Genomic DNA, 20,712 nt, shown 5'->3' with positions numbered 1-20,712 from the left:
ACCTGTATCCGATAAAGGAGCCCCCGAATTTATCCGTGCGGTCAAGGCTTCAATCTAAAATCTCAAATCTAAAATCTCAAATCGATTGACTGCCTTCGGGGCGCAAGTTGTGAGTTATGAGCGATCGAGATTTCAACTCTCAACTCTAAAATCTACAATCCAAAATCTAAAACCTAAAACCTAAAATCTAAAATCTAAAATCGGCTGCTCCTGATGTCTATTCCTTCCCAAAAAGTTTCTAGCTCGAACAAGCTGATCTACCAACGCTTGAAACAGGCGATCGACCTCAATTTACGCCGTCAAATTTTTATCGCCGCCTGCGACGACTTGTGCTTGCGGGACTGTCTGGCAGCCCGCTTGCACGCAGAATTAGCCGCAGAGAGCGCTGGCTCCGATCCTCGCTCCCCGATCGACTATCCCCGATTTGTCAGTTTGGAACTTGACTTGAGCAATCCAAATCCTTGGGGTTCGATCGCCGCGTGGCTGACCCAACACCCACCGCCCCAAAACATGGGCAGCTACAGCCCTTTGCCGGGATTTCAAATTCTCGGGGCAGAACACCTGACCAGGCAGTCAGCAGCCGTGCAGTGGTCGTTCCTAAGCTATTTGAGAGACATCGAAGCAAACCTGCAATTGTGCGAGTCTACTCTGTTGCTGTGGGTGTCGCGGCCCTGGCTAAGTTCGATCGAACAATCGGCCCCGGAATTTTGGCACTGGCGAACCGGAGTATTTGAGTTTGAAGGCGAACCAACTCCAGCTAAGGAAGACTTCGGGCACTTTGAGGACTTCGGGAACTCAGGAGACTTGCGAAACTTGCGGGACAGCGGAGACTTTGGCAACCAACTTTTAATATCTTCTTTGTCTGGACAATCCCCAATTCCCGACGAACAATCCCCAATTCCAGATGAACAATTCCCAATTGCCTATCCCCCGTCCCCAGCGCCAGATTCTAAATCCGTCCAACTGGCAGATGAGGAACCATCCCCAATTTCCCATCCCCCGTCCCCAGCGCCAGATTCTAAATCCGTCCAACTGGCAGATTTGGTGCTAGCAGCGGCTTCTGAGGATTTGGCAGCCGAAAATAATGCCGCATCAGAGGAGAATTTTCTGCCGCTGCAAACCCTGCAATACATCGAACTGCTGCAAGAACATCAGTGTTGTTCCGAAGCATTGGCTTTGGCTTATCACGGTTTGGGAAATTACTACCGCGATCGCATTCTGGGCGGAGACGTTTCAGAGCAAAACCTGACAATCGCCATTCGCGCGATCGAACAAGTGATTGCCTATCTCGAAGTTGACAGCAACTCGCAGCAAAATCAACCACTAACTGAGGAATGCGCGCGGCTGATTGCCCAATTGACAGAAAATTTAACTCAGTACGCCCAGGAGTCCAACACTCTACCGCCAATTTCCGATCTCCTCAACGATCTCGGCACTCTCTACTGGATGCTGTCGCGCGATCGCACGCAGCATAACGCCTCAGATCCAGTATCCTGTCTTGAACGCAGCATCGCCCTCTACCTTGAAGGTTTGAACCGAACAGATGCCGAAACCGTACCCCAAACCCGCGTTAGATTAAACAAAAATTTGGGAATCGCCTCGGCCGATTTAGCCCGCTATCAAGACAAGACAGAGAACTTGCAGCACGCAGTTGCAGCTTACCAACAAGCGCTGCTGGATCTAGACCCCGCCGTGGAGCCTCAGCAGTACGCTGCTGCTCAGAATAATTTGGCGACAGCATACTGGAATTTAGCTCAAGATGGTGAGCCGATCGTGTATCTCAAAAGCGCGATCGCAGCTTACACCCAAGCCCTCTCCTGCTACAGTCCCGAACGAGAACCACTCAACTATGCCGGAGTACAAAACAACCTCGGTACCGCCTGCTGGAATCTCGCCCAGCACGAACCCTCAGAATCCCTGCTAGTCAGGGCGATTTCCGCCTACCGCGAAGCATTGAAATACCGCACCAGAGAATTAGTACCCGCAGCAGCCGCCGCCACCTACAATAATCTCGGTACCGCTTATTGGCATTTGGCGAACCAGTTTCAGCAGAAACAGGCGCGGACGGAATCATTACAGCAGGCGATTACCGCCTATGAAGCCGCCCTCGATATCGCCGGAGAGATCGATCGAACCAAACTCACCTTTGACGCCTTGGCCGCCCGCAACAATCTCGGACTAGCCCACTATCAACTAGCCACCGACCCAGATTTCGCCGCTAACAAAGTCGCACAGACAAGCCATCTAGAAGCAGCACTGCACCACCAGTTGCAAGTGTGTGCCGAATGGGGACAAAATCTCAATGACAAAGGGTTAATATATGGGGATAAACTCAACTTGCAAGCCCCAGCAAACTCCCAAGCTGCTGATTCCCGGCAAACAGCATTGAGCTATATTGTCAAAACGATTAGAGCTTTCTATAGTGAATGTGGGCTGCCAGGCCAAAATTTAGCCTTATCCAAAGTTCCTGGAGATTTATTGCCTGAAATTTTGCGTAGGTTATAAAGAGAGCTATAACTATTAAAAGCTCAATTTTTTCGAGATTTGTATCCAGTTTTCTATTATTATGGCTGAATATTCTTGCCTAATTCTTCAAGCAAACTTGTGGTCATGGCCCCTGTAAAAATCCTTGTGGTTGATGACGACCCGGCAATCCGAAATTTGATTCACCGTTTTTTGAGCCAGCAAGGTTATCAAGTAGAGTCTGGTGAGGACGGTCAGACTGGTCTGGAATTATTTGAGCAACTCAATCCTGACTTAGTAGTTCTAGATGTAAATTTACCTGATACAACAGGCTACAAACTGTGTCAAGAAATGCAAAGACGCACGGGCGTGTTTGTGTTGATGCTGACTGCTCGAACCGATGAAGCTGACAAAATGAAAGGGTTTGCCGAAGGTGCTGACGACTACATTACTAAACCTTTTAGTCTTGTAGAGATTGGAGCTCGCGTTGCAGCAATTTTGAAGCGCAAACGCATTGTTACTCCCGCCGAACAACAAACTCTTACTTTTGGAGAGCTACTAATAGATCCGGTTCGGCGCGAGGTAATTCTCGGCAGTCAGATAGTTGCTTTGACTGCTTTAGAATTCGACCTGCTGTACTGTTTGGCCAGCAAACCCGGTCGCGTGTGGAGGCGATCGGAATTGCTGCATGAAGTGTGGGACTACGAGTATGTAGGAGCCGATCGCGTGGTGGATGTTCATATCGGTCAAATTCGCCGCAAAATTGAACTAGATCCCAATCAAATGCCGATGATTCAAACCGTCAGGGGGGTGGGTTACAAGTTTGAGCCAACAACCTAGTAGCATTCGCCGGCACGTCCGTCGGCACACCAGGCAGAAGGCTGTATAGGGGCGGGTTCACCAATATCTCTGATTCACATCCTCGATATTTGTAAACCTGCCCTCCCCACACAATCATTCAGATCGATCGAGTATCTGATTGTTTTTTCTGCAAATACTCGCCCACTTCTCGTGCACCCTCAAAACCCCTTCGCACGCAATCTCCCAAAGCCACGCCGCCAACGTAGTTACTGCACAAATACAGCCCCGGCAAAGATTTTAAGCCTTGATCGATTTGTTGCAGGCGATCGAAATGCCCCAAATTGTACTGAGGAATCGCCCGCTTCCACACATTCACCGCCAAAACTTTGGGCTGTGGCACATCTGGTTTCAGCAAAATCCGAGACAAATCTCGGTGCACCTCCCGAACGATTTCTTCTGAGTCGAGATTGCCAATTTCCGAGTCTGTAGCCCCGCCGATGAAACTGGTGAGAGTGTGCCAGCCCGCAGGCGTGCGATCGGCAAATAAACTTGATGTCCAAATCGTCCCCAGAGTGCGAATTCCCTGCCCTCTCGGAATTAAATTTCCAAAACCTACTAATTTACCCTTGACATCCGAATGCGGATATGCTAATACAACGCAGGCAACCGTAGGATAAGTAAAAGCTTGTAAAGCGCTGCTAACTTCCGGTTGCAGAGGCTGCAACAAATCGGCTGTAACGTAAGCCGGCGTTGTCAAAACCACGGTACGCGCCTCAACTTCCTGCTGTCCGTCGGGCGTGGAGAATACAGCAATGTAAGTTTCGCGTTGTGTACGCTGGAGGCGAGTCAAGTGCCAGTTGAGTTTCACTCGATCGCCCAATTCAGCAGCGATCGCCTCTGGCAAAGCCTTCAACCCCTGTTTAAACGAACCCAACTCCCCCGGCCTAGTCTTAGGAACATTCGGGTCTGCAACAGTCTTTAGCCCCCCCTTGGTAAGGGGGGGTTGGGGGGGTCTTTTCCTAGCAGAAAGCAGCGCCCCCGCCATCAGCCCGCCACCCAGATCAGCCATCTTTGCTACCCGGCCGAAAGCCGCCGCCGCGCTAAGTTGTTGCGGATCGCCCGCATAAACCCCAGAAACAAAAGGTTCCACCAACCGCTGCATCACTTCCTGCCCCAGATGACGGCGGAAAAATTGAGAAACAGTTTCCTCGTCACCCTGCTGCGAAAGTCCAGCGCCCATTGCCGGCGCGACAAATCCCAAAGCCCCGAACAACGCCCGCAGTTTTCCCGGAAAACTCAGTAACTGAGACTGAATCATCGCCGGTGGAGTCATCGGCACCGGTTGCAGCTTTTTTTGCCAATACACAAAACGAGGCAATTTGCGATCGGCAAAAATCAACTCTTGCTTCAATCCCACATCCACAGCCAACTTCATCAATTCCGGCGTCGGCGAAAAACTGTTCGGGCCCTCCTCCCAGAGAAACCCTTCGGCTGTCACAGTGGTGATGTTCCCGCCCACACGTCCCTGACTCTCAGCGACTAAAATCTTCAGCGAGGATGGATTCGTTGCTTCCTTGTGAAGTGCGTGCGCCAAACTCAAACCGCTAATACCCGCACCCACAATCAAGGTATCTAATAGTTCCATATTACATAGAAAAATATCGCAATCTTTATGTTACATGGCTTTGCACGGCTTGCGTTCTTTGCTGGGCTTACTGCCAAACCGCTTTCACATTACCGAATTGGGAATTGGGAATCGGGAATTGGGAATCGGGAATTGGGAAGCTGTCGGGCATTTCTTAAGCATTTTTCTCGCAGGTTGTGGATTAACCTCTGCCCGTCTCCCCGTCTCCCCGTCTCTCCATCTCGCTTTTGTATCCGCTGGGTCTGCTTTTAAAAAAGAGCATCTGCTGTAATTAAGCTATATTCCGAAAAATACTATTTCTTTAAAATTTTTGTATTATAGGGAACAGCGCCGAAAATTGCACCGGGAAACGCAGCAGTACAGTGTCCAAAAAGATTTGAGTGGGTTAAACTTATATGTTGCACCATTCTCAATTAGCCTTTTATGAACAGGCAAGATGCCTGTTCCACAAAATATAAATTTTCTTGTGGAACAGGCATCTTGCCTGTTGCTGACAATGGTGCAAGATATCAGTTAAACTAACTTTAGGAAAATTTTAGAGCTTAAGCAAGTCAGCACCCCGCTCTGAAGAGATGGGGCTTTATGCCCTAATCAAAAGAGAGAGTTGACTAGCTATTGTTTTAACTGATTACGTTATCAAAAATATGGGTGTAAGCCCAAGCTGCTATGCGATCGCGCGTGAAATATTTAAAACGGTAATTGTTCCGTTGAAAGTAGATCATAAAAGTACCAAGCGACCAAGTAGCCCCCTGTAGCAATAATCAATATTCAAGGCGGTTAAAACTGCCTGATGAGTGCTACCTCGATCGGTCTCCTCACATCTTGCACCATTCTCGCTTAACAGGCAAGATGCCTGTTCCACAAAGATTTAATTTCTTGTGGGTTTGGCATCCTGCCCGCTCATAAAAGCTTATTGAAAATGGTGCAACATATGAGCCTAAAGACACGAGGTTTCCACAATACTAAGCTTTTCTCATGAAAAAATACCCATGCAGGAAGTTATCAACTCGTTTCAGTCTTTTTTCTCTAACTCTGTTGATGCTTTCCTAGAGTGCGATCGACAGCAAAAGTACCTATCGATAAATCCAGTCGCTGCTGCTTGGATGGGATTGGAGCCGGCTGAAATAGTCAACAAAACTAATCAGGAATTATTAAAATTATATCCCAATAATGCTGCTGTCAAAAATATAATCTCGCAGATTGATTCTTGCCTGCAACAAGTATTTATAACCGGGGAAAAACGGCTGGCAATTCATGAGGTGACGACGGCAGACGGCGGGATTAAAATTTACGAAACTGCTTACACGCCAGCGGTGGATGCCTCTAGCAAGCAGATGCGGGTTTTGGGTGTCGGTAGAGATATCACCAGGCATTACCGCTGGCAGCAGCAGAAAACTCAACAGTTGCGCCGATCGAACCATTTACTGTGGTTGAATGCAGCTAACAGTCCGCTGGCAATGGTAGGCTGGGATGAAGATTTTCGGGTCGTTCAATGGTCGAAACGCGCCGAAGAAATCTTTGGCTGGACATCCGATGATATGATGGGCAAGCAGTTCGGCGATTTGGCTTTGGTTTGCGAGGAAGATAGAGAGGCTGTAAGCGCGATCGAGCTTGAACTAGCCACTGGCAACGGCAATACTTCAATTAACCGCAACTATACTAAAAGCGGACAGGTAATTTGGTGTCGCTGGTTCAACTCAATTATTCGCAGCGGCGACACTTTTACCGTGCTTTCTTTGGTGGAAGATATCACCGATCGCAAACGGTTGGAAGCAGAAAAAGCCCAAGCTTCTCGCCTCACAGCAATGGTAGCCGATGTGGGTATTGCCCTCACCAGACACCCTCAAGATATCCTGCTTCCCTGCTGCGAGGCACTGGTGCAAAATCTCGATGTCACTTCGGCGGAAATTTGGACTTTCAACACTCAACATAATGTTTGCCAATTGCAAGCAGCATCGGGAATCTACAGCCGCACAGACGATCGGGCTAGCTTTATTGAAAGTAAGGTTAACTCGATCGCCCAACAGCAAAAACCAGAATTTGACTGCGGATTTGAACTGAACAATTTTGGACTCCCAGAGGAAGCATCCCCGAAAGCAACAGAGGCGCAAAAGTCCGAAGTAGCCATTATCAACACCAGTCAAAAGCCGACAAATTGCCAAATTCCCAACCAAATTATAACCTTCGCCGGCTACCCTTTGATAGTCGAAGAACGGCTGGTGGGAGTCATGGTAATTATCAGCCGCCAGCCGCTGAGTGCACCTTTTCAGGAAACTTTAGCATCGGTTGCTGATGTCATCGCTTTAGGCATCGAACGCAAGCGTGCCGAAGCTGAATTACAATCAGCGAGAGGGTTCCTCAATTCCGTAGTAGAAAATCTGCCGGTGGGAGTTTTTGCTAAAGATGCTTCTTCGCTGAAATTTGTGCTGTGGAATAAAGCGGGAGAAACGATCGCAGGTGTTACTTCTCAAGAGGCGATCGGCAAAAATGACTACGATATTTACCCCAAAGAACAAGCTGATGTTTTTACTGCTCAAGACAGGGAAATATTGACAGGCGATCGCAACCAATCTAATGTTAAAGACATAGCCGAAGAGCCGATCCAAACTCGCCACAAAGGTATGAGAATACTGCACACCCGCAAAGTGCCAATTCTCGACGCCGCAGGCCGTCCTCAGTACGTTTTGGGGATTACTGAAGATATTACCGAACGCAGGCAGGTAGACGAAAGCGTGCGCCTCTACGACCAAATTGTCGAGAATATGCAAATTGGTTTGTACGTCTACCATTTAGAAAATATAGACGATGATAGCACTCTCAGGGCGATCGCCTCCAATCCTGCAGCTACCCTATTTACCGGATTAGAAATGGCTGATGTTTTGGGAATGACAATCGACGAGATTTTTCCCCAACTGCGATCGAAAAACATTCCCCAAGCATTTGCTTCTGTAATTCGCACCCAGAAAGCCGTAGAAGTTGAAGATATTGACTGCGATGAAGGGGGCCGCATAACTCGCGCTTTTTCTATTAAAGCTTTTCCATTACCCAACAACTGCGTCGGTGTTGCTTTTGAAAACATTACTGCTCGCAAGCGCCTAGAAATAGAACTGCAGGCGTCTTTGGAAAAAACCGAACGTTCCGAACAACTCCTGCGTACAGTAATAGACAAAACTAGCGACTGGATTTTAGCCAAAGACAAAAACTTTCGCTGTATTTTGGCCAACAGGAGTTTCGCTCAAGCGATCGGCAAAACAGTCGAAGAGATAATTGGCAAATCTGATTTAGAATTAGGATTTTCCGAAGAGCTCGTGTTTGGGAATTCCGCCCAAAATATTCGAGGATTCCGCACAGACGACTCTGCTGTACTGGCCGGCGAAATCATCCACAATCCCTGCGATCCGGCAACTATTGCTGACGGTTCAGTACATATTTTTGATACCCAAAAACTTCCCCTGCGCGACGCTGAGGGTAATGTATTTGCAGTGCTAGCTTTCGCTCACGATATTACCGAACGACATGAATCGGAAGCAGCTTTGCGTAGAAGTGAATCAAGATTTAGGTCTTTGGTAGCTAATATTCCCGGAGTGGTTTATCGCTGGAAGTGCGATTTTTCTACTAATTTTATTAGCGATGCCGTTTACTTATTAACTGGCTACCATGCGGCAGATTTTATTTGGGTTTTGGACAGGAGAAGCCGGACTTTTGCTAGTATTATTTACCCGGAAGATTTGGCAAAAGTAGAAGAAACTATTCGGCAAGGCATAGAAAACAAAGAGTCTTATAACTTGGAATACCGCTTGCTCGCAGCAGACGGCACGGTTAAATGGGTTTGGGATAAGGGTTCTCCTGTGTTTGACGCAGAGGGAAACGTTTGCTATTTGGACGGGGTGATTTTTGATATTAGCGATCGGTACTACGCCGAGGAAGCATTGCGCCAAAAAACTTTAGAGTTAGAAGCTGTTTTTCGCGCTTTACCTGATTTGTATTTTCGACTAGATGCTGACGGTATAATCGTGGATTATTTGTCAGGAACTTCCTCGGTTTTATACGTGCCTCCCGAACATTTTATTGGTCAACGAATGACAGACATATTGCCACACAATGTCGCCTGCCAATTTGCCCAAGCAATCTTTGAAGTTTCCGAAACAAGAAATTCCATCGATATAGAATATTCGCTTTCCATGTCGGAAGGAGAAACAACTTATGAAGCCCGACTGTTGCCGTTTAATTCCGATCAGATTATTATTCTAGCTCGCAATATTACCAAGCGCAAACAAGCCGAAGCTCAATTAAAACATAAAAATCGCCAGCTAGAGCAAACATTGAAACAATTAGGCAGGACTCAAGCTCAACTAATTCAAGCGGAAAAAATGTCTGGTTTGGGACAGCTAGTGGCGGGAATTGCTCACGAAATCAATAATCCTGTCAGTTTTATTTACGGTAATATCACTTACGCTAGTGAGTATGCCAAAAACTTGCTGGAACTGTGCAGTTTGTACCAAGCACACTACCCGGAACCTGTTGCGGTTATCCAAGATTTGGCAGCAGAAATAGAACTGGAATTCATGAAAGAGGATTTCCCGCACCTCCTGACTTCAATTCAAACTGGAGCCGATCGCATTCGCCAAATAGTTCTGTCTTTGCGTAACTTTTCCCGCCTGGAAGAATCCGATCTTAAGCGTGTTAATATTCACGAAGGAATAGACAGTGCTCTGTTGATTTTGCAACACAAGATTAAAGAAAATGGCAGAAATCGTCATATTCAAATAGTTAAAGAATATGGGAAATTACCGCAGATACAGTGCTACGTGGGACAGTTAAATCAAGTGTTTATGAATATTTTAAATAATGCTGTTGATGCTTTAGCAGATGTCAGGCAGCGGAAGTTGGAATTGTCTGGTTATTCGGAAGAGGAGCGGCAAGATTTTCCTAGTTTACCTTTAAGTTGCGCGGCATTGCCGTGGATTCGGATTCGCACGGAGTTGCTGGAGAACAATCGGGTGGCGATCGTAATTTCAGATAACGGGTATGGCATGGCAGAGCCTGTTAAGTGTCGGGTATTTGACCCGTTTTTTACTACTAAACCAGTAGGCAAAGGTACAGGTTTGGGACTGTCTATCTCCTATCAGATTGTGGTGGAAAGACACGGAGGGACGCTGCATTGCATTTCCGCGCCTGGAGAGGGAACTGAATTTGCGATCGAGATTCCAATTCGGCAGAGGTAATTAGTCATTGGTAATTGGTAGTTGCACGAGAAAAATGATAATCTAATTAAAGGTTCTAAAAGTCAGGAATATTAGCATGGTATACAAAAGCCTACATACTTCTAATGCCGTTGCAAAATACATTAAAGAAGAAGATGATGACGATTCCTATGTTGACTATTTTTATGACGATCAGGGGGCTCCGCCGGGAACTCTCGACTTAGAACCCGATGCGCCGCCTCCGGAGATTGTATTAATTGACTATTGCGAAACAGCAGCTACTCGCGGCAAATTGGCAAATCCTCAAGAAGCTTCGGCCTATTTAGAGACAGCATCTGTTTCTTGGGTTGATATGTTGGGATTAGGAAACAAAGAAACTTGGCGCCACATGGGTAAAGTCTTTAATTTGCACGTAATGGCTCAGGAAGATGTGGTTAATGTTCCCCAGCGACCGAAAGTTGTAGACTATGAACAGCACATTTTAATCATTGCCTGGATGGTGATACTTAAGCCGAATTCAGAGAATTTTCATAAAGAACAAGTTAGTTTGATTTTGGGGAAACATTACCTGTTAACTGTTCAGGAAGAACCGGACTATGATTGTTTTGAACCAGTGCGCGATCGCATTCGTAAAGGACAAGGAACTATTCGCAAGCACGGAGCCGATTATCTAGCTTATACTCTGTTAGATGCGATTATAGATGGATTTTTCCCTGTATTAGAAGTTTACGGAGAGCGCATTGAAGAATTAGAGGATGAAGTGGTGGTCAACCCCACCCGCAGCACCCTGGAAAAAATCTATAAAATCCGGCGAGAATTGCTGACTCTGCGCCGCGCTATTTGGCCGCAGCGGGATGCAATTAATGTTTTGATTCGAGATAGTAGTGATTTGATTAGTCCAGAGGTGCGAATTTACCTGCGGGACTGTTACGATCACACGGTGCAGGTGATGGATATGGTGGAAACCTATCGAGAGTTGTCTTCTGGTTTGATGGATGTTTACTTGTCTTCGGTTGGTAATAAAATGAATGAAATCATGAAATTGCTGACGGTGATTTCTAGTATCTTTATTCCTCTAACTTTTGTGGCGGGAGTATACGGGATGAATTTCAATACAGAGAAATCGCCCTTGAATATGCCGGAGCTGAATTGGTATTTTGGCTATCCGCTGTGTTGGGCTGTTATGGTAGGAATCGCCTCTGCTTTAGTTTACTTTTTCTGGCGGCGCGGCTGGTTTGATAATTTTTCTACTATCAAAGATGACTCATTAAAGTAACCGAATTGAAGATTTGAGATTGGGGATTAAAGATTGAAGAATTCAAAATCCTGTTAGGTGAAAAGGTTTCCTGCCCCTAGTTGAATCCGTGCGATAAATCCTTGGATGATAATTGCCAACTTTTGTGCCCCCTGATTGATCGGTGAGTGATTTTAAGCGAGTTGCAGGGAAATTTAATTGTTGGGCGGGCTTTCGGGCCCACCGTACAAGAGTTTGAATAAACTGAGATGTTGCACCATTGTCAAGAACAGGCTTTCCGGCCTGTTCCACAATAAAATTCATCTCTTGTGGAACAGGCATCTTGCCTGTTCATAAAAAGCTTATTGACAACAGTGCCAGATGTGAGAATAAACACAAATGTCCAAGTTAAGTGGGCGACAAGTTAAAATATTCAATCTCAAATCCCAAATAGATTGACGAACGATCGCGTACAATAAATCTGGGGAAAAAGTAGGCGCAGGCGGTTGCGGATTAGCGAAAGCTTGTCTGAGGAAAGTCCGGGCTCCCGAAAAACCAAACTTGCTGGGTAACGCCCAGTGCGAGCGATCGTGAGGATAGTGCCACAGAAAGATACCGCCAATTAGTCATTAGTCAGCAGTCATGGGTCATTAGTAAGTAACTGAGGATTTTTGACTGGGAAGCAACAACTAATTTGGTAAGGGTGCAAAGGTGCGGTAAGAGCGCACCAGCAGCATCGAGAGGTGCTGGCTCGGTAAACCCCAGTTGGGAGCAAGGTCGGAGGGACTATGGTTGGTTTTTTACCAGTTCCGTTTTTTGGTACCGCTTGAGGCGTCTGGTAACAGGCGTCCCAGATAGATAACTGCCCTCGAAAACTGCTTGCAGTTGAGAGAACAGAACCCGGCTTATGTCCGACTTTTTCCTCCCCCCATTTAATTAAAACTACCGCTTGGGAATCAGGTCAACAAATCTTTTCGACCTGTTTTATGTTGGGAAAGGTGTGCACTGCACACCCGGAGGAAGATTTTGGGTAAGGTGCACCATAAGCACCCGGAGGAATATTTAGTCTTTCAACTAAATTTTTTTTATTAATATGAATCTGATACCTGTTAAAAAAAATAATGCAACTTTTGAAAAGCTCTAAACCCGGATAGTCATCCGTGATTCCCACTTCTAAAATCTAAAATCTAAAATCTAAAATCTAAAATGGTATGATTTATCCGGGTCGCCAAAAGCAACTTGAAACATTAATTGAAAAATTGGGACTGACGAAGAATGCTTCGATAAAATGGCATCTCGTCGATTTAGCTTTGACTCATGCGAGCGCGTCAGCTAAGGCAAATTATGAGCAACTAGAGTTTGTCGGCGATGCAGTTGTGCGGCTGGCTGCGTCGGAATTGTTGTTTGAGATTTATCCTGACTGTACAGTGGGGGAATTTGCTGCTATTCGATCGATCTTGGTGAGCGATCGAATTCTTGCTAAAATCGCTGAAAGTTACGGGTTCGATCGCTATTTAATTGTTTCCAGCAGCGCCGCTGCAGACAAAACAGGCGCTGAGCCCCGGCTGGCCGATGCTTTGGAAGCGGTACTGGCTGCGCTTTATTTGAGTACCCAAAGCTTAGAATTAATCCGCCCTTGGCTAGATTCTCACTTTCAACGCTTAGCGACAGAAATCCGCAGCGATCCGGCCCGCCAAAACTACAAAGCTGCTCTCCAAGAGTTGACTCAAGGCAAATACAAAACTTTGCCTAAATATAGCGTGCAAGAAACCGGGACAGTGCAGGGCGGGGAGGATCGTTTTACCGCAGAAGTTCTCATTCAGGGAAAGTTGGTAGCAGAGGGAAAAGGTCGATCGATCAAAGCGGCCGAACAAGCAGCGGCTCAGGCAGCTTTCAATAAATTAGTTGGTAGTGAGTAGTCAGTTGACTGTTGACTGTTGACTGGTGTTATCAGTTATTGGTTATTTGTTAGGATCGCGAATTAAATAACTTACAATTTTAATTGTTATTGTGGGATGGGCGTCCCGCCCGTCCAAAAAGGATGGGCGTCCCGCCCATCCCACTTTCAAGAGTGGAAGTTATTTAATTCTCATTCCTTAGCTGATACCAATAACCAATAACCAATAACCAATAACTACTGCAAACAGTCAACTGTCAACAGTGATTTTTTTGAGTTAAAACATAGATAATAATAACAAAATATGCTATAATTGCTGTGCGATTTTTGAACTTATAATTAATGAAAATCGGAATAGCTGTATTGGGTGCAGGCCGCTGGGGAGTTAACCTAATTCGCAACTTTCTTGAACATCCCAACAGCCAAGTTTTAGCGGTGGTAGACCCGAATCGAGATTCATTGGCGGCCGTTCAAAAACAGTTTAATCTTGATGCCTCGGTGATTCTAGCTACCGATTGGTCTCAAGTGCAAGCCTTGCCGGGACTGCAAGCTGTGGCGATCGCCACTCCAGCTTCCACACACTACACCCTCGCAGCAGCAGCGCTGAAACAAGGCTACCACGTCTTAGCAGAAAAACCCCTCGCCCTCAACCTGACTGAAGCAATAGAACTCTGTCAATTAGCCGAAAAACAGCAGCGGCAACTCTTCGTTGACCACACTTATCTGTTTCATCCAGCAGTCGATCGAGGCCAAAGAATTATTCAACAGCATCAACTTGGAAAATTGCGCTACGGTTACGCCCAGCGCACCCATTTTGAACCGGTGCGCCATGACGTTGATGCCCTTTGGGACTTGGCTATTCACGATATCGCTATTTTCAATACTTGGTTGGAACAAACGCCAATTGAAGTAAGGGCGATCGGCACTGTTTTTCCGAAGGAATCAGGAATCACGAATCAGGAATCAGGAATAAATAAAGAAGAAGCAGCAGAAATTGAAAATCAATTTTCTCCTTCACTGCTGACTACTAATCCTGCAGAAAAACTAGCAGATTTAGTTTGGGTAACGCTCACCTATCCCGACGGATTTCAAGCATTTATTCACCTGTGCTGGCTAAATCCCGACAAACAACGGCGCTTAACAGTTGTTGGCAGTTTGGGAACCTTGATTTTTGACGAAATGTCGCCAGAAACTCCGCTGATTGTGCAGCGCGGGAATCCAGATTGGGGAGGCGAAGAGAATAACTCTTTTGAAAGTGCGTTAGCGAAGCCCGCCCCTACGGGGGCTACGCCAACGAAGAGGATCGCGCCGCAGCCAACAAGCATCAGACACCGCGAAGTGTTGAGTTTAGAACAAGTAGAACCGCTGAGGAGAGTGTGCGATCGCTTCCTCAACTGCGTGCAAACAAATACCCCCTGTCTTACCTCTTCGGGCGCCGCCTCCGTCGAATTAATCCGCATTCTCAGCACTTTGAGCAAATCCCTCGAACTCGGCGGACAGCCCCTAATACCATTTTAGATTTTAGATTTTAGATTTTAGATTGGGAAAATCACTCCTCAACTTTTGAAATTTCCCTTTTCCGTTACTAAGTCGGGGCTGTGAAAATAAAAACTTGACTGCTGATTTACCGGCAAAGAAATCATCACCGTAGTACCTTGATTCACGCCCGCGCTGTGCAGGGTAATGCTTCCGATCATAGATTCCATTATCCTTCGCGAGATAGCCAAGCCCAAACCGTTACCGCCAAACTTGCGAGTTGTAGAACCATCAGCCATCACAAAAGGTTGAAACAATTTCTGCTGGTGCTCGGGATCGATACCAATTCCCGTATCTTTAATTGTCACCACCACCCAATCGCTTTGACCGCTGGGGCCCGTCGTACTTTCCCCACTGCCGTTAAAACTACCAGAATTAGTTCTCGATTCTAGCCGCACAGATATACTAATGCTGCCGGACTCTGTAAACTTAACGGCATTGCTCAAAATATTTAAAAACACCTGTTTTAGCTTCTCTGGATCGGCATGAACAATAATCGGAGCGTGAGGAGCTGGCAAACTTAACTTCAAGCCTTTTTCCTCAATTTGAGTCGCTTGTAAATCAATCGCGTCTTCAAGTACCTGGGTAATGTCAACTACTTCTAACATCATCGAGAACGTGCCGGATTCTATTTTAGCAATGTCCAAAATATCATTAATAATATTGAGCAATTGCATTGACGAGTCGTGGGCCCGCTGTAAAAATTCCATTTCTTCATCTCGGTCATCGCAGTAGCCGTCCCGCACAATTTGAATAAAACCAATAATTCCGTTGAGCGGCGTTCTCAATTCGTGAGAAATATTCCCCAAAAATTCATTTTTTAATTGATTGGCAACTTGCGCTTCCTTGGTTGCGACTTCCAATGCTTTTGCCCTGGATCTGAGACCCTGCACCATGCTGTTTAGTGCTTCTGATAGTTGATTGAATTCCCTAATTTGGAAATTTTGTGGCACTGTCTGCGACGCTTCTGTATCTACTTTCATCGCGTAGTCTCTCAGTTTTTCCACAGGACGCGCCAAGTCGCGAGACAGATATAAAGTCGCGATGATACTAGCAGCAACCAAACCTACAATTAAATTAAATAAAACTTGCTGAATTTCTTCCAAACCCGACAGAGCGTAATCTAAACGAGAGACAGCTAAAATAATCCACTTGCTGTTCTCCTGTGTAGTTGAAGGACTCGGAATAGCGGCGTATCCTGCTAGCAACTCTACACCATTTCTTTCAAAGGAAAATAGGTGGAGAAAAGCTGTTCCGCCGGCGATCGCCCTTCTGACAATACTTTTTAGTCGAGCGGCATCTGCCTCTTGGTCAATATTGCGGCCCACGCGATTGATATTCGGGTGCGCCAAAATCGTCCCATCTTGGTCGATCGCCACCGTATAGCCAGCTAAAGAACCCTTGGGAGCGCTGGTTTGGACAGGCAAGGCCGACTGCAAACTCAAAGCATAACTCAACTGCAGGGTATTGCCCCGACGAATGTAAACAGGAGCGCTCAACACCAAACTCGCTTGGCTATCGCGGCCTTCTTTACCCGCATCGGGAAAATCCTCAGCCCCCAAAGTCACATTCTGATCGTTTGCTGTCCCCTGTCGCTGCGGAGGTAAAGACAGACTGATGTAAACGCTCTTGTCGTCCAGCAGCGTTTGCTGCTGCTGTACGGGCGGCCAAAATTTTGCCGGCAACGACTGAATCGGCTGCTGCCCGCAAGTGCTTGCTATCACTTGATTTGTCTTTAAATTAGTCAATTGCAAGCAATCAACCTGCGCTGGCAACCGCTGCCCTAATTGGGCAATAAACTTTTGATAATCCTTCGGATCTACCGACTGCAACATCGAGCTTTCCGAAGCGCCGATCAGATTCGACTTCAGCGATTTCGCCCACTGTTCAATAGTGTCTGCTTTTCTGACTGCACTTTCTGTCAAGTTTTGACGAGCAGTTTCCAGAAGCGTCGAGCGTGCCTTGCGATAGGTAACATACTCCCCCACCAGTAGAACAGGTACGCTGAGCAACAAAATCCGCGACAGTAAAATACGGCGAAAGGAGGATTGACCTAACTTAACCATAGGAAATATCTAAATTAAGGTGCAACACCCAACAGCGACCATTAAAGTGAAATAAACCAGACCGAAAGCATGAATCTGTCTAGGGGGCTCTGCTGACTGGACAACACAGCTTCCGAACAACATTTAAACACAATTATAGAAGCCACTGTAATAATCTCGATTCTAAGTGTGTGGGGCCAAAGATGCTCAGCAATTTGTTTCGCAAATGCCTGTGATTTCGGTCACACTTCCCTTCTCAATTCTCGGAACGACTGGCATCCAATCGCCCAGGTGCCATTTTTTCAGGCTGCAAAAAGCGTCGGGTGGACATACCGCCGTTGCTTGAAGCTAGAATCGCATAGATGCACTCGCCCCCAATTAACAGGCAAAAAGTTCGGTTTCCGGCTAGTGTACAGAGATCATTCTTGCTCGATCGGACTTTTTCTTTCCCAATGCCTTCGAGAGGTTGGCCAGAGATGGGCGATGTGAGATTTGGCACCCTGTCAAAGATTTGTTTTGCCATCCGATTGATTCAGTGACAATAATTCACCTGTCAAACAAAAAGAATGAGACGATCGAGCTGCCGATCGACTCTGACAACCCTAATGTGGGGAACCTTGGCCCAAACAGTGCACCCACGCTCGGTAAATTCGCGGTCTCGGCAATAATCTCCATAGCTTAATCGATGAAAAAAAACTTTAGCAATTATACGTATTATTACACAAACAACCGTCCGAGATATCATCACGCATATTTGATATCTCCCCTTTTAGAAATGCTGGCGACACTTCAGCATACCAGCAAGACAAAACTCCGAGTTTTGGATCTCGGCTGTGGCAATGGCAGCCTCAGTCACGTTATCGCAGAGCACGGCTGCGAAGTTGTCGGCGTTGACACTTCAGCGGCCGGAATTGCCATCTCCCGTCAAAGTTTCCCCGAGTGTCAGTTTATCGAAGCAGATATTTACGACCTTCCAGATACCGATATTTTGAACTCATTTGATGTTGTCTTAGCTATTGAAGTAATCGAACACTTGCTTTATCCTAAAGAACTAGCAAAAGCTGCAAAAAGATGCCTCAATCCAGGAGGAATATTAATTATTTCTACACCATATCACGGCTATTTAAAAAATCTGGCTTTAGCGGTTTCGGGCAAACTAGATAAACATTTTACCGTGCTTTGGGATAACGGTCACATTAAATTTTTCTCAGTAGATACGCTGACCAAGTTATTAACATCTGAAGGATATACCGACATAAAATTTAAATTTGCTGGTCGGTGTCCCTATCTTTGGAAATCAATGTTATGCTCTAGTAAGTTTTCAGGATAACCTGAAAACTTATGAGTTGTGAGTTGTCAATAAATTAAGTTTCTTGACTAGACCACCAGGCATCATAAAAAGTAAAAAATAAGTTTCACTAAAAAACAAGTAAAATGACTGTTGGCGTTTGGATATTAGGCGATCAACTGTGGGAGAAGCAAGCTGCTCTCAACCGCACAGATGATAAACCCTCCCTACCGATAATTTTAATTGAATCTTGGCAGCACGTTCAACAGCGCCGCTACCACCAACAAAAATTAGTATTAATTTGGTCGGCAATGCGACACTTCGCTGAAGAATTGCGCGGCAGTGGATGGCAAGTTACTTACACAAAATCGGAGGACTTTGAAGCACCTCTCAAAGCTTGGATACAAGCTCAAAACATCACCGAAGTGCGGGTGATGGCTCCGAACGATCGACCTTTTTTACAGCTCGTTCAAAACTTGCAACTCCCCTGTAAAATAACCCTAATTCCCAACAATCAATTCCTCTGGACAGAAACAGAATTCAAAGATTGGGCTTCAAGCCGCAAACGTTTGTTAATGGAAGACTTCTATCGAGCCAGCCGCCAGCGTTTTCAAGTTTTAATGGATAGCAGCAATAAACCTGTGGGAGGGAAGTGGAATTTTGACAAAGAAAATCGTCAGCCACCCAAAGGAAAACTGGATACCCCGAAACCTCTCTGGTTTGAACCCGACGCCATAACTCAAGAAGTTATCGCACAAGTTAAGTCTCTATCTTTCCCAACTTACGGAAACATTGAACCTTTTCGCTGGGCGGTTACACGAGAGCAAGCACTGCAAGTATTAGATAATTTCATCGAACAGTGTCTCCCCGCTTTTGGCCCTTATCAAGACGCGATGGTAACGGGGGAGGAAACAATGTGGCATTCCCTAATTTCTCCGTATCTCAATATTGGCTTGCTGCATCCTTTAGAAGTTATTCAAGCCGCCGAAACAGCCTACCTCGAACAAAACTTAAATTTAAACGGCGTCGAAGGTTTTATCCGCCAAATTCTGGGCTGGCGAGAATACATTCGCGGTGTGTATTTTTACGTGGATGCTGATTATTTTGAAAAGAATTGGTTCAACCACACTCAACCGCTGCCGGAGTTTTTTTGGGACGCTAGTAAAACAGATATGAACTGTTTGCGCCAAGTTTTAACTCAAGTCGAAGGCAGCGGTTACGCGCACCATATCCAGCGGTTGATGATTTTGAGCAATTTTGGTCTAATTGCGGGAATCTCGCCCCAGGAGCTAGAAAAATGGTTCCACAGTGCGTTTGTGGATGCCTATGACTGGGTAATGCAGACTAATGTGCTGGGCATGGGTTTGTTTGCTGACGGCGGTGTGTTGGCCTCGAAGCCCTATGCTGCTTCTGCCAATTACATTAATAAAATGAGCGATTATTGTCGGGGGTGCAAATTCGATCGCACAGTGCGATCGGGCGAAAACGCCTGTCCCTTCAACTTCTTCTACTGGGATTTCCTAGCGCGCCACCGGGACAAACTTCAGTCGATCGGTCGCATGAGCTTTATCTTAGCCAATCTCGACAAAATGCAGCCGGCAGAATTGGCAACCATCCGCCAAAAAGCAGCAGAGTGGCACTTAGGAAGTCATTAGTCAGCAGTCAGTAGTCAGTAGTCAGTAGTCAGTAGTCAGCAGTCATTTGTTATTTGCTACCCATGCCTCATGCCCCATGCCCTTTGCAATTCTTATTTTTTCCCTGACTTTTCCCTAAACATTCCACAGCGTTTCCACAGGCAAGTCTGAGGTTTTCCACAGATTCGACAAAGTTTTCCACAGAAATTAACGGCACGGTAGCATCTTGCTGCGGAATTGGGGATTTCCTTAACTTGCTGCCTAATTCCTCATAAACCCCCCAACACATAAAGATATGTAACAAAAAAATCCCTGAAAAGCTGATTATTTGGTAAACCTTTTTTTTATCTAAAGGACTTTGTAATATTTCGCAACATTGACAAACCCACCCCCTCATAGCGCACAATGATGCGACCGACCTAAAAAAAGCGCTCTGATTTCGGCCGTCCCTGCACCTGTATCCGGCCGAAGGGGGGGTTCTGTTTTCAATTTATTAGCGAGACTAAACAAAATGATCAACCCAACAGTCAGTATTTTTGCTGAAATTCCCGAAACGCTGCACGATTCTCTCAAAACTTACCTGGAAACCCATCCCGAATGGGATCTAGACCGAGTATTTTGCGCCGCCCTGTCGCTGTTTTTGTTGCAGAATGCCGATAGCGGTACGCCTGAAGCTTCGCGCAGTTATCGCCAAGCTGCGAGAGTTTATCTCGAAACTCTGTTTCAATCTCCTCAAGACTTGCACAGCAACAATGTAACTCCGTCGTCTTAAAGGATCAGGGGAGAGGGGGAGACGCGGTTTCTGGGAAGGATTTTAGTTGACCGAGAGGGCCCGCACTGCATAGGTGGCAACTTCAGCTTAAAATCCCTAAGAACGATCGCTGATAGCTTAGGAATGAGAATTAAATAACTTCCACTCTTGAAAGTGGGATGGGCGTCCCGCCCGTCCAAAAAGGACGGGCGGG

General features: G+C 46.2%; 16 protein-coding genes and 1 other RNA gene. 11 read left to right on the top strand and 6 right to left on the bottom strand.

Annotated elements, in window-relative coordinates:
• The first annotated feature begins 213 nt into the window (after nucleotides 1-213).
• Both QUB26_RS27855 and QUB26_RS27850 read left to right on the top strand, forming a co-directional pair.
• Nucleotides 214-2,505 (top strand): hypothetical protein, encoded by a 2,292-nt coding sequence (locus QUB26_RS27855; protein ID WP_333320600.1) that lies wholly within the window; start codon nucleotides 214-216, stop codon nucleotides 2,503-2,505.
• Between the two features lie 105 nt (nucleotides 2,506-2,610).
• Nucleotides 2,611-3,303 carry a response regulator transcription factor gene (locus QUB26_RS27850; protein WP_333059446.1) on the top strand — a complete coding sequence of 231 codons (693 nt, stop codon included), beginning with the start codon at nucleotides 2,611-2,613 and terminating at the stop codon, nucleotides 3,301-3,303.
• Between the two features lie 118 nt (nucleotides 3,304-3,421).
• Here QUB26_RS27850 and hemG read toward each other — a convergent pair whose 3' ends face one another.
• The gene (hemG, locus tag QUB26_RS27845; RefSeq protein ID WP_333320597.1) at nucleotides 3,422-4,909 is read right to left on the bottom strand and encodes a protoporphyrinogen oxidase; all 1,488 of its coding nucleotides are present in this window, start codon (nucleotides 4,907-4,909) and stop codon (nucleotides 3,422-3,424) included.
• A 34-nt stretch (nucleotides 4,910-4,943) separates the two neighbouring features.
• Between hemG and QUB26_RS27840 the strand changes: the two genes are divergently transcribed.
• The 3 genes from QUB26_RS27840 (at nucleotide 4,944) to corA (ending at nucleotide 11,389) form a co-directional block, all read left to right on the top strand.
• Entirely contained in the window at nucleotides 4,944-5,180 is a 237-nt protein-coding gene (locus QUB26_RS27840) for a hypothetical protein (protein ID WP_333292874.1), read from the top strand.
• 718 nt (nucleotides 5,181-5,898) lie between these two features.
• Nucleotides 5,899-10,134 (top strand): PAS domain-containing protein, encoded by a 4,236-nt coding sequence (locus tag QUB26_RS27835; RefSeq protein WP_333320595.1) that lies wholly within the window; start codon nucleotides 5,899-5,901, stop codon nucleotides 10,132-10,134.
• A gap of 76 nt (nucleotides 10,135-10,210) precedes the next feature.
• Nucleotides 10,211-11,389 carry a magnesium/cobalt transporter CorA gene (gene corA, locus QUB26_RS27830; protein WP_333241019.1) on the top strand — a complete coding sequence of 393 codons (1,179 nt, stop codon included), beginning with the start codon at nucleotides 10,211-10,213 and terminating at the stop codon, nucleotides 11,387-11,389.
• A gap of 42 nt (nucleotides 11,390-11,431) precedes the next feature.
• Here corA and QUB26_RS27825 read toward each other — a convergent pair whose 3' ends face one another.
• Entirely contained in the window at nucleotides 11,432-11,689 is a 258-nt protein-coding gene (locus tag QUB26_RS27825; RefSeq protein ID WP_333302773.1) for a hypothetical protein, read from the bottom strand.
• A 147-nt stretch (nucleotides 11,690-11,836) separates the two neighbouring features.
• On the opposite strand from QUB26_RS27825, the gene rnpB reads away from it, so the two are divergent.
• The 3 genes from rnpB (at nucleotide 11,837) to QUB26_RS27810 (ending at nucleotide 14,762) form a co-directional block, all read left to right on the top strand.
• Nucleotides 11,837-12,270: RNase P RNA component class A (gene rnpB, locus QUB26_RS27820), an RNA gene on the top strand.
• 288 nt (nucleotides 12,271-12,558) lie between these two features.
• Nucleotides 12,559-13,266 (top strand): ribonuclease III, encoded by a 708-nt coding sequence (gene rnc / locus QUB26_RS27815; RefSeq protein WP_333241017.1) that lies wholly within the window; start codon nucleotides 12,559-12,561, stop codon nucleotides 13,264-13,266.
• A 320-nt stretch (nucleotides 13,267-13,586) separates the two neighbouring features.
• Complete coding sequence (locus tag QUB26_RS27810; protein WP_333241016.1) at nucleotides 13,587-14,762, top strand: Gfo/Idh/MocA family oxidoreductase; 1,176 nt, start codon at nucleotides 13,587-13,589, stop codon at nucleotides 14,760-14,762.
• A gap of 38 nt (nucleotides 14,763-14,800) precedes the next feature.
• On the opposite strand, the gene QUB26_RS27805 is transcribed toward QUB26_RS27810, so the two are convergent.
• Both QUB26_RS27805 and QUB26_RS27800 read right to left on the bottom strand, forming a co-directional pair.
• A complete protein-coding gene (locus QUB26_RS27805; protein WP_333241014.1) occupies nucleotides 14,801-16,846 on the bottom strand; it encodes an ATP-binding protein in 2,046 nt (681 codons plus the stop codon).
• A gap of 235 nt (nucleotides 16,847-17,081) precedes the next feature.
• On the bottom strand, nucleotides 17,082-17,348 hold the full coding sequence (locus tag QUB26_RS27800; RefSeq protein ID WP_333241012.1) for a hypothetical protein: 267 nt from the start codon (nucleotides 17,346-17,348) through the stop codon (nucleotides 17,082-17,084).
• A 162-nt stretch (nucleotides 17,349-17,510) separates the two neighbouring features.
• Here QUB26_RS27800 and QUB26_RS27795 point away from each other — a divergent pair, with 162 nt between their 5' ends.
• Together QUB26_RS27795 and QUB26_RS27790 are read left to right on the top strand one after the other, a co-directional pair.
• Nucleotides 17,511-18,155: a class I SAM-dependent methyltransferase gene (locus QUB26_RS27795; RefSeq protein WP_333241011.1), complete on the top strand. Its 645-nt coding sequence runs from the start codon at nucleotides 17,511-17,513 to the stop codon at nucleotides 18,153-18,155.
• A gap of 104 nt (nucleotides 18,156-18,259) precedes the next feature.
• Nucleotides 18,260-19,768 (top strand): cryptochrome/photolyase family protein, encoded by a 1,509-nt coding sequence (locus QUB26_RS27790; RefSeq protein WP_333241009.1) that lies wholly within the window; start codon nucleotides 18,260-18,262, stop codon nucleotides 19,766-19,768.
• 67 nt (nucleotides 19,769-19,835) lie between these two features.
• Here QUB26_RS27790 and QUB26_RS27785 read toward each other — a convergent pair whose 3' ends face one another.
• Nucleotides 19,836-20,036, bottom strand: a complete 201-nt coding sequence (locus QUB26_RS27785; protein WP_333241007.1) for a hypothetical protein — start codon at nucleotides 20,034-20,036, stop codon at nucleotides 19,836-19,838.
• Nucleotides 20,037-20,261: 225 nt separating this feature from the next.
• Between QUB26_RS27785 and QUB26_RS27780 the strand changes: the two genes are divergently transcribed.
• On the top strand, nucleotides 20,262-20,519 hold the full coding sequence (locus tag QUB26_RS27780; RefSeq protein WP_050813024.1) for a DUF2811 domain-containing protein: 258 nt from the start codon (nucleotides 20,262-20,264) through the stop codon (nucleotides 20,517-20,519).
• On the opposite strand, the gene QUB26_RS27775 is transcribed toward QUB26_RS27780, so the two are convergent.
• The coding region (locus tag QUB26_RS27775; RefSeq protein WP_333302770.1) for a hypothetical protein at nucleotides 20,516-20,712 on the bottom strand (197 nt) is incomplete at its 5' end. The two genes, QUB26_RS27780 and QUB26_RS27775, sit on opposite strands and share 4 nt — an antisense overlap.

Origin of the sequence: Microcoleus sp. B4-C1, from assembly GCF_036705285.1 — a bacterium.
GTDB lineage: Bacteria > Cyanobacteriota > Cyanobacteriia > Cyanobacteriales > Microcoleaceae > Microcoleus.
Note: the sequence above shows the minus strand (reverse complement) of the source record. Positions and strands in the feature narration are given on the sequence as shown.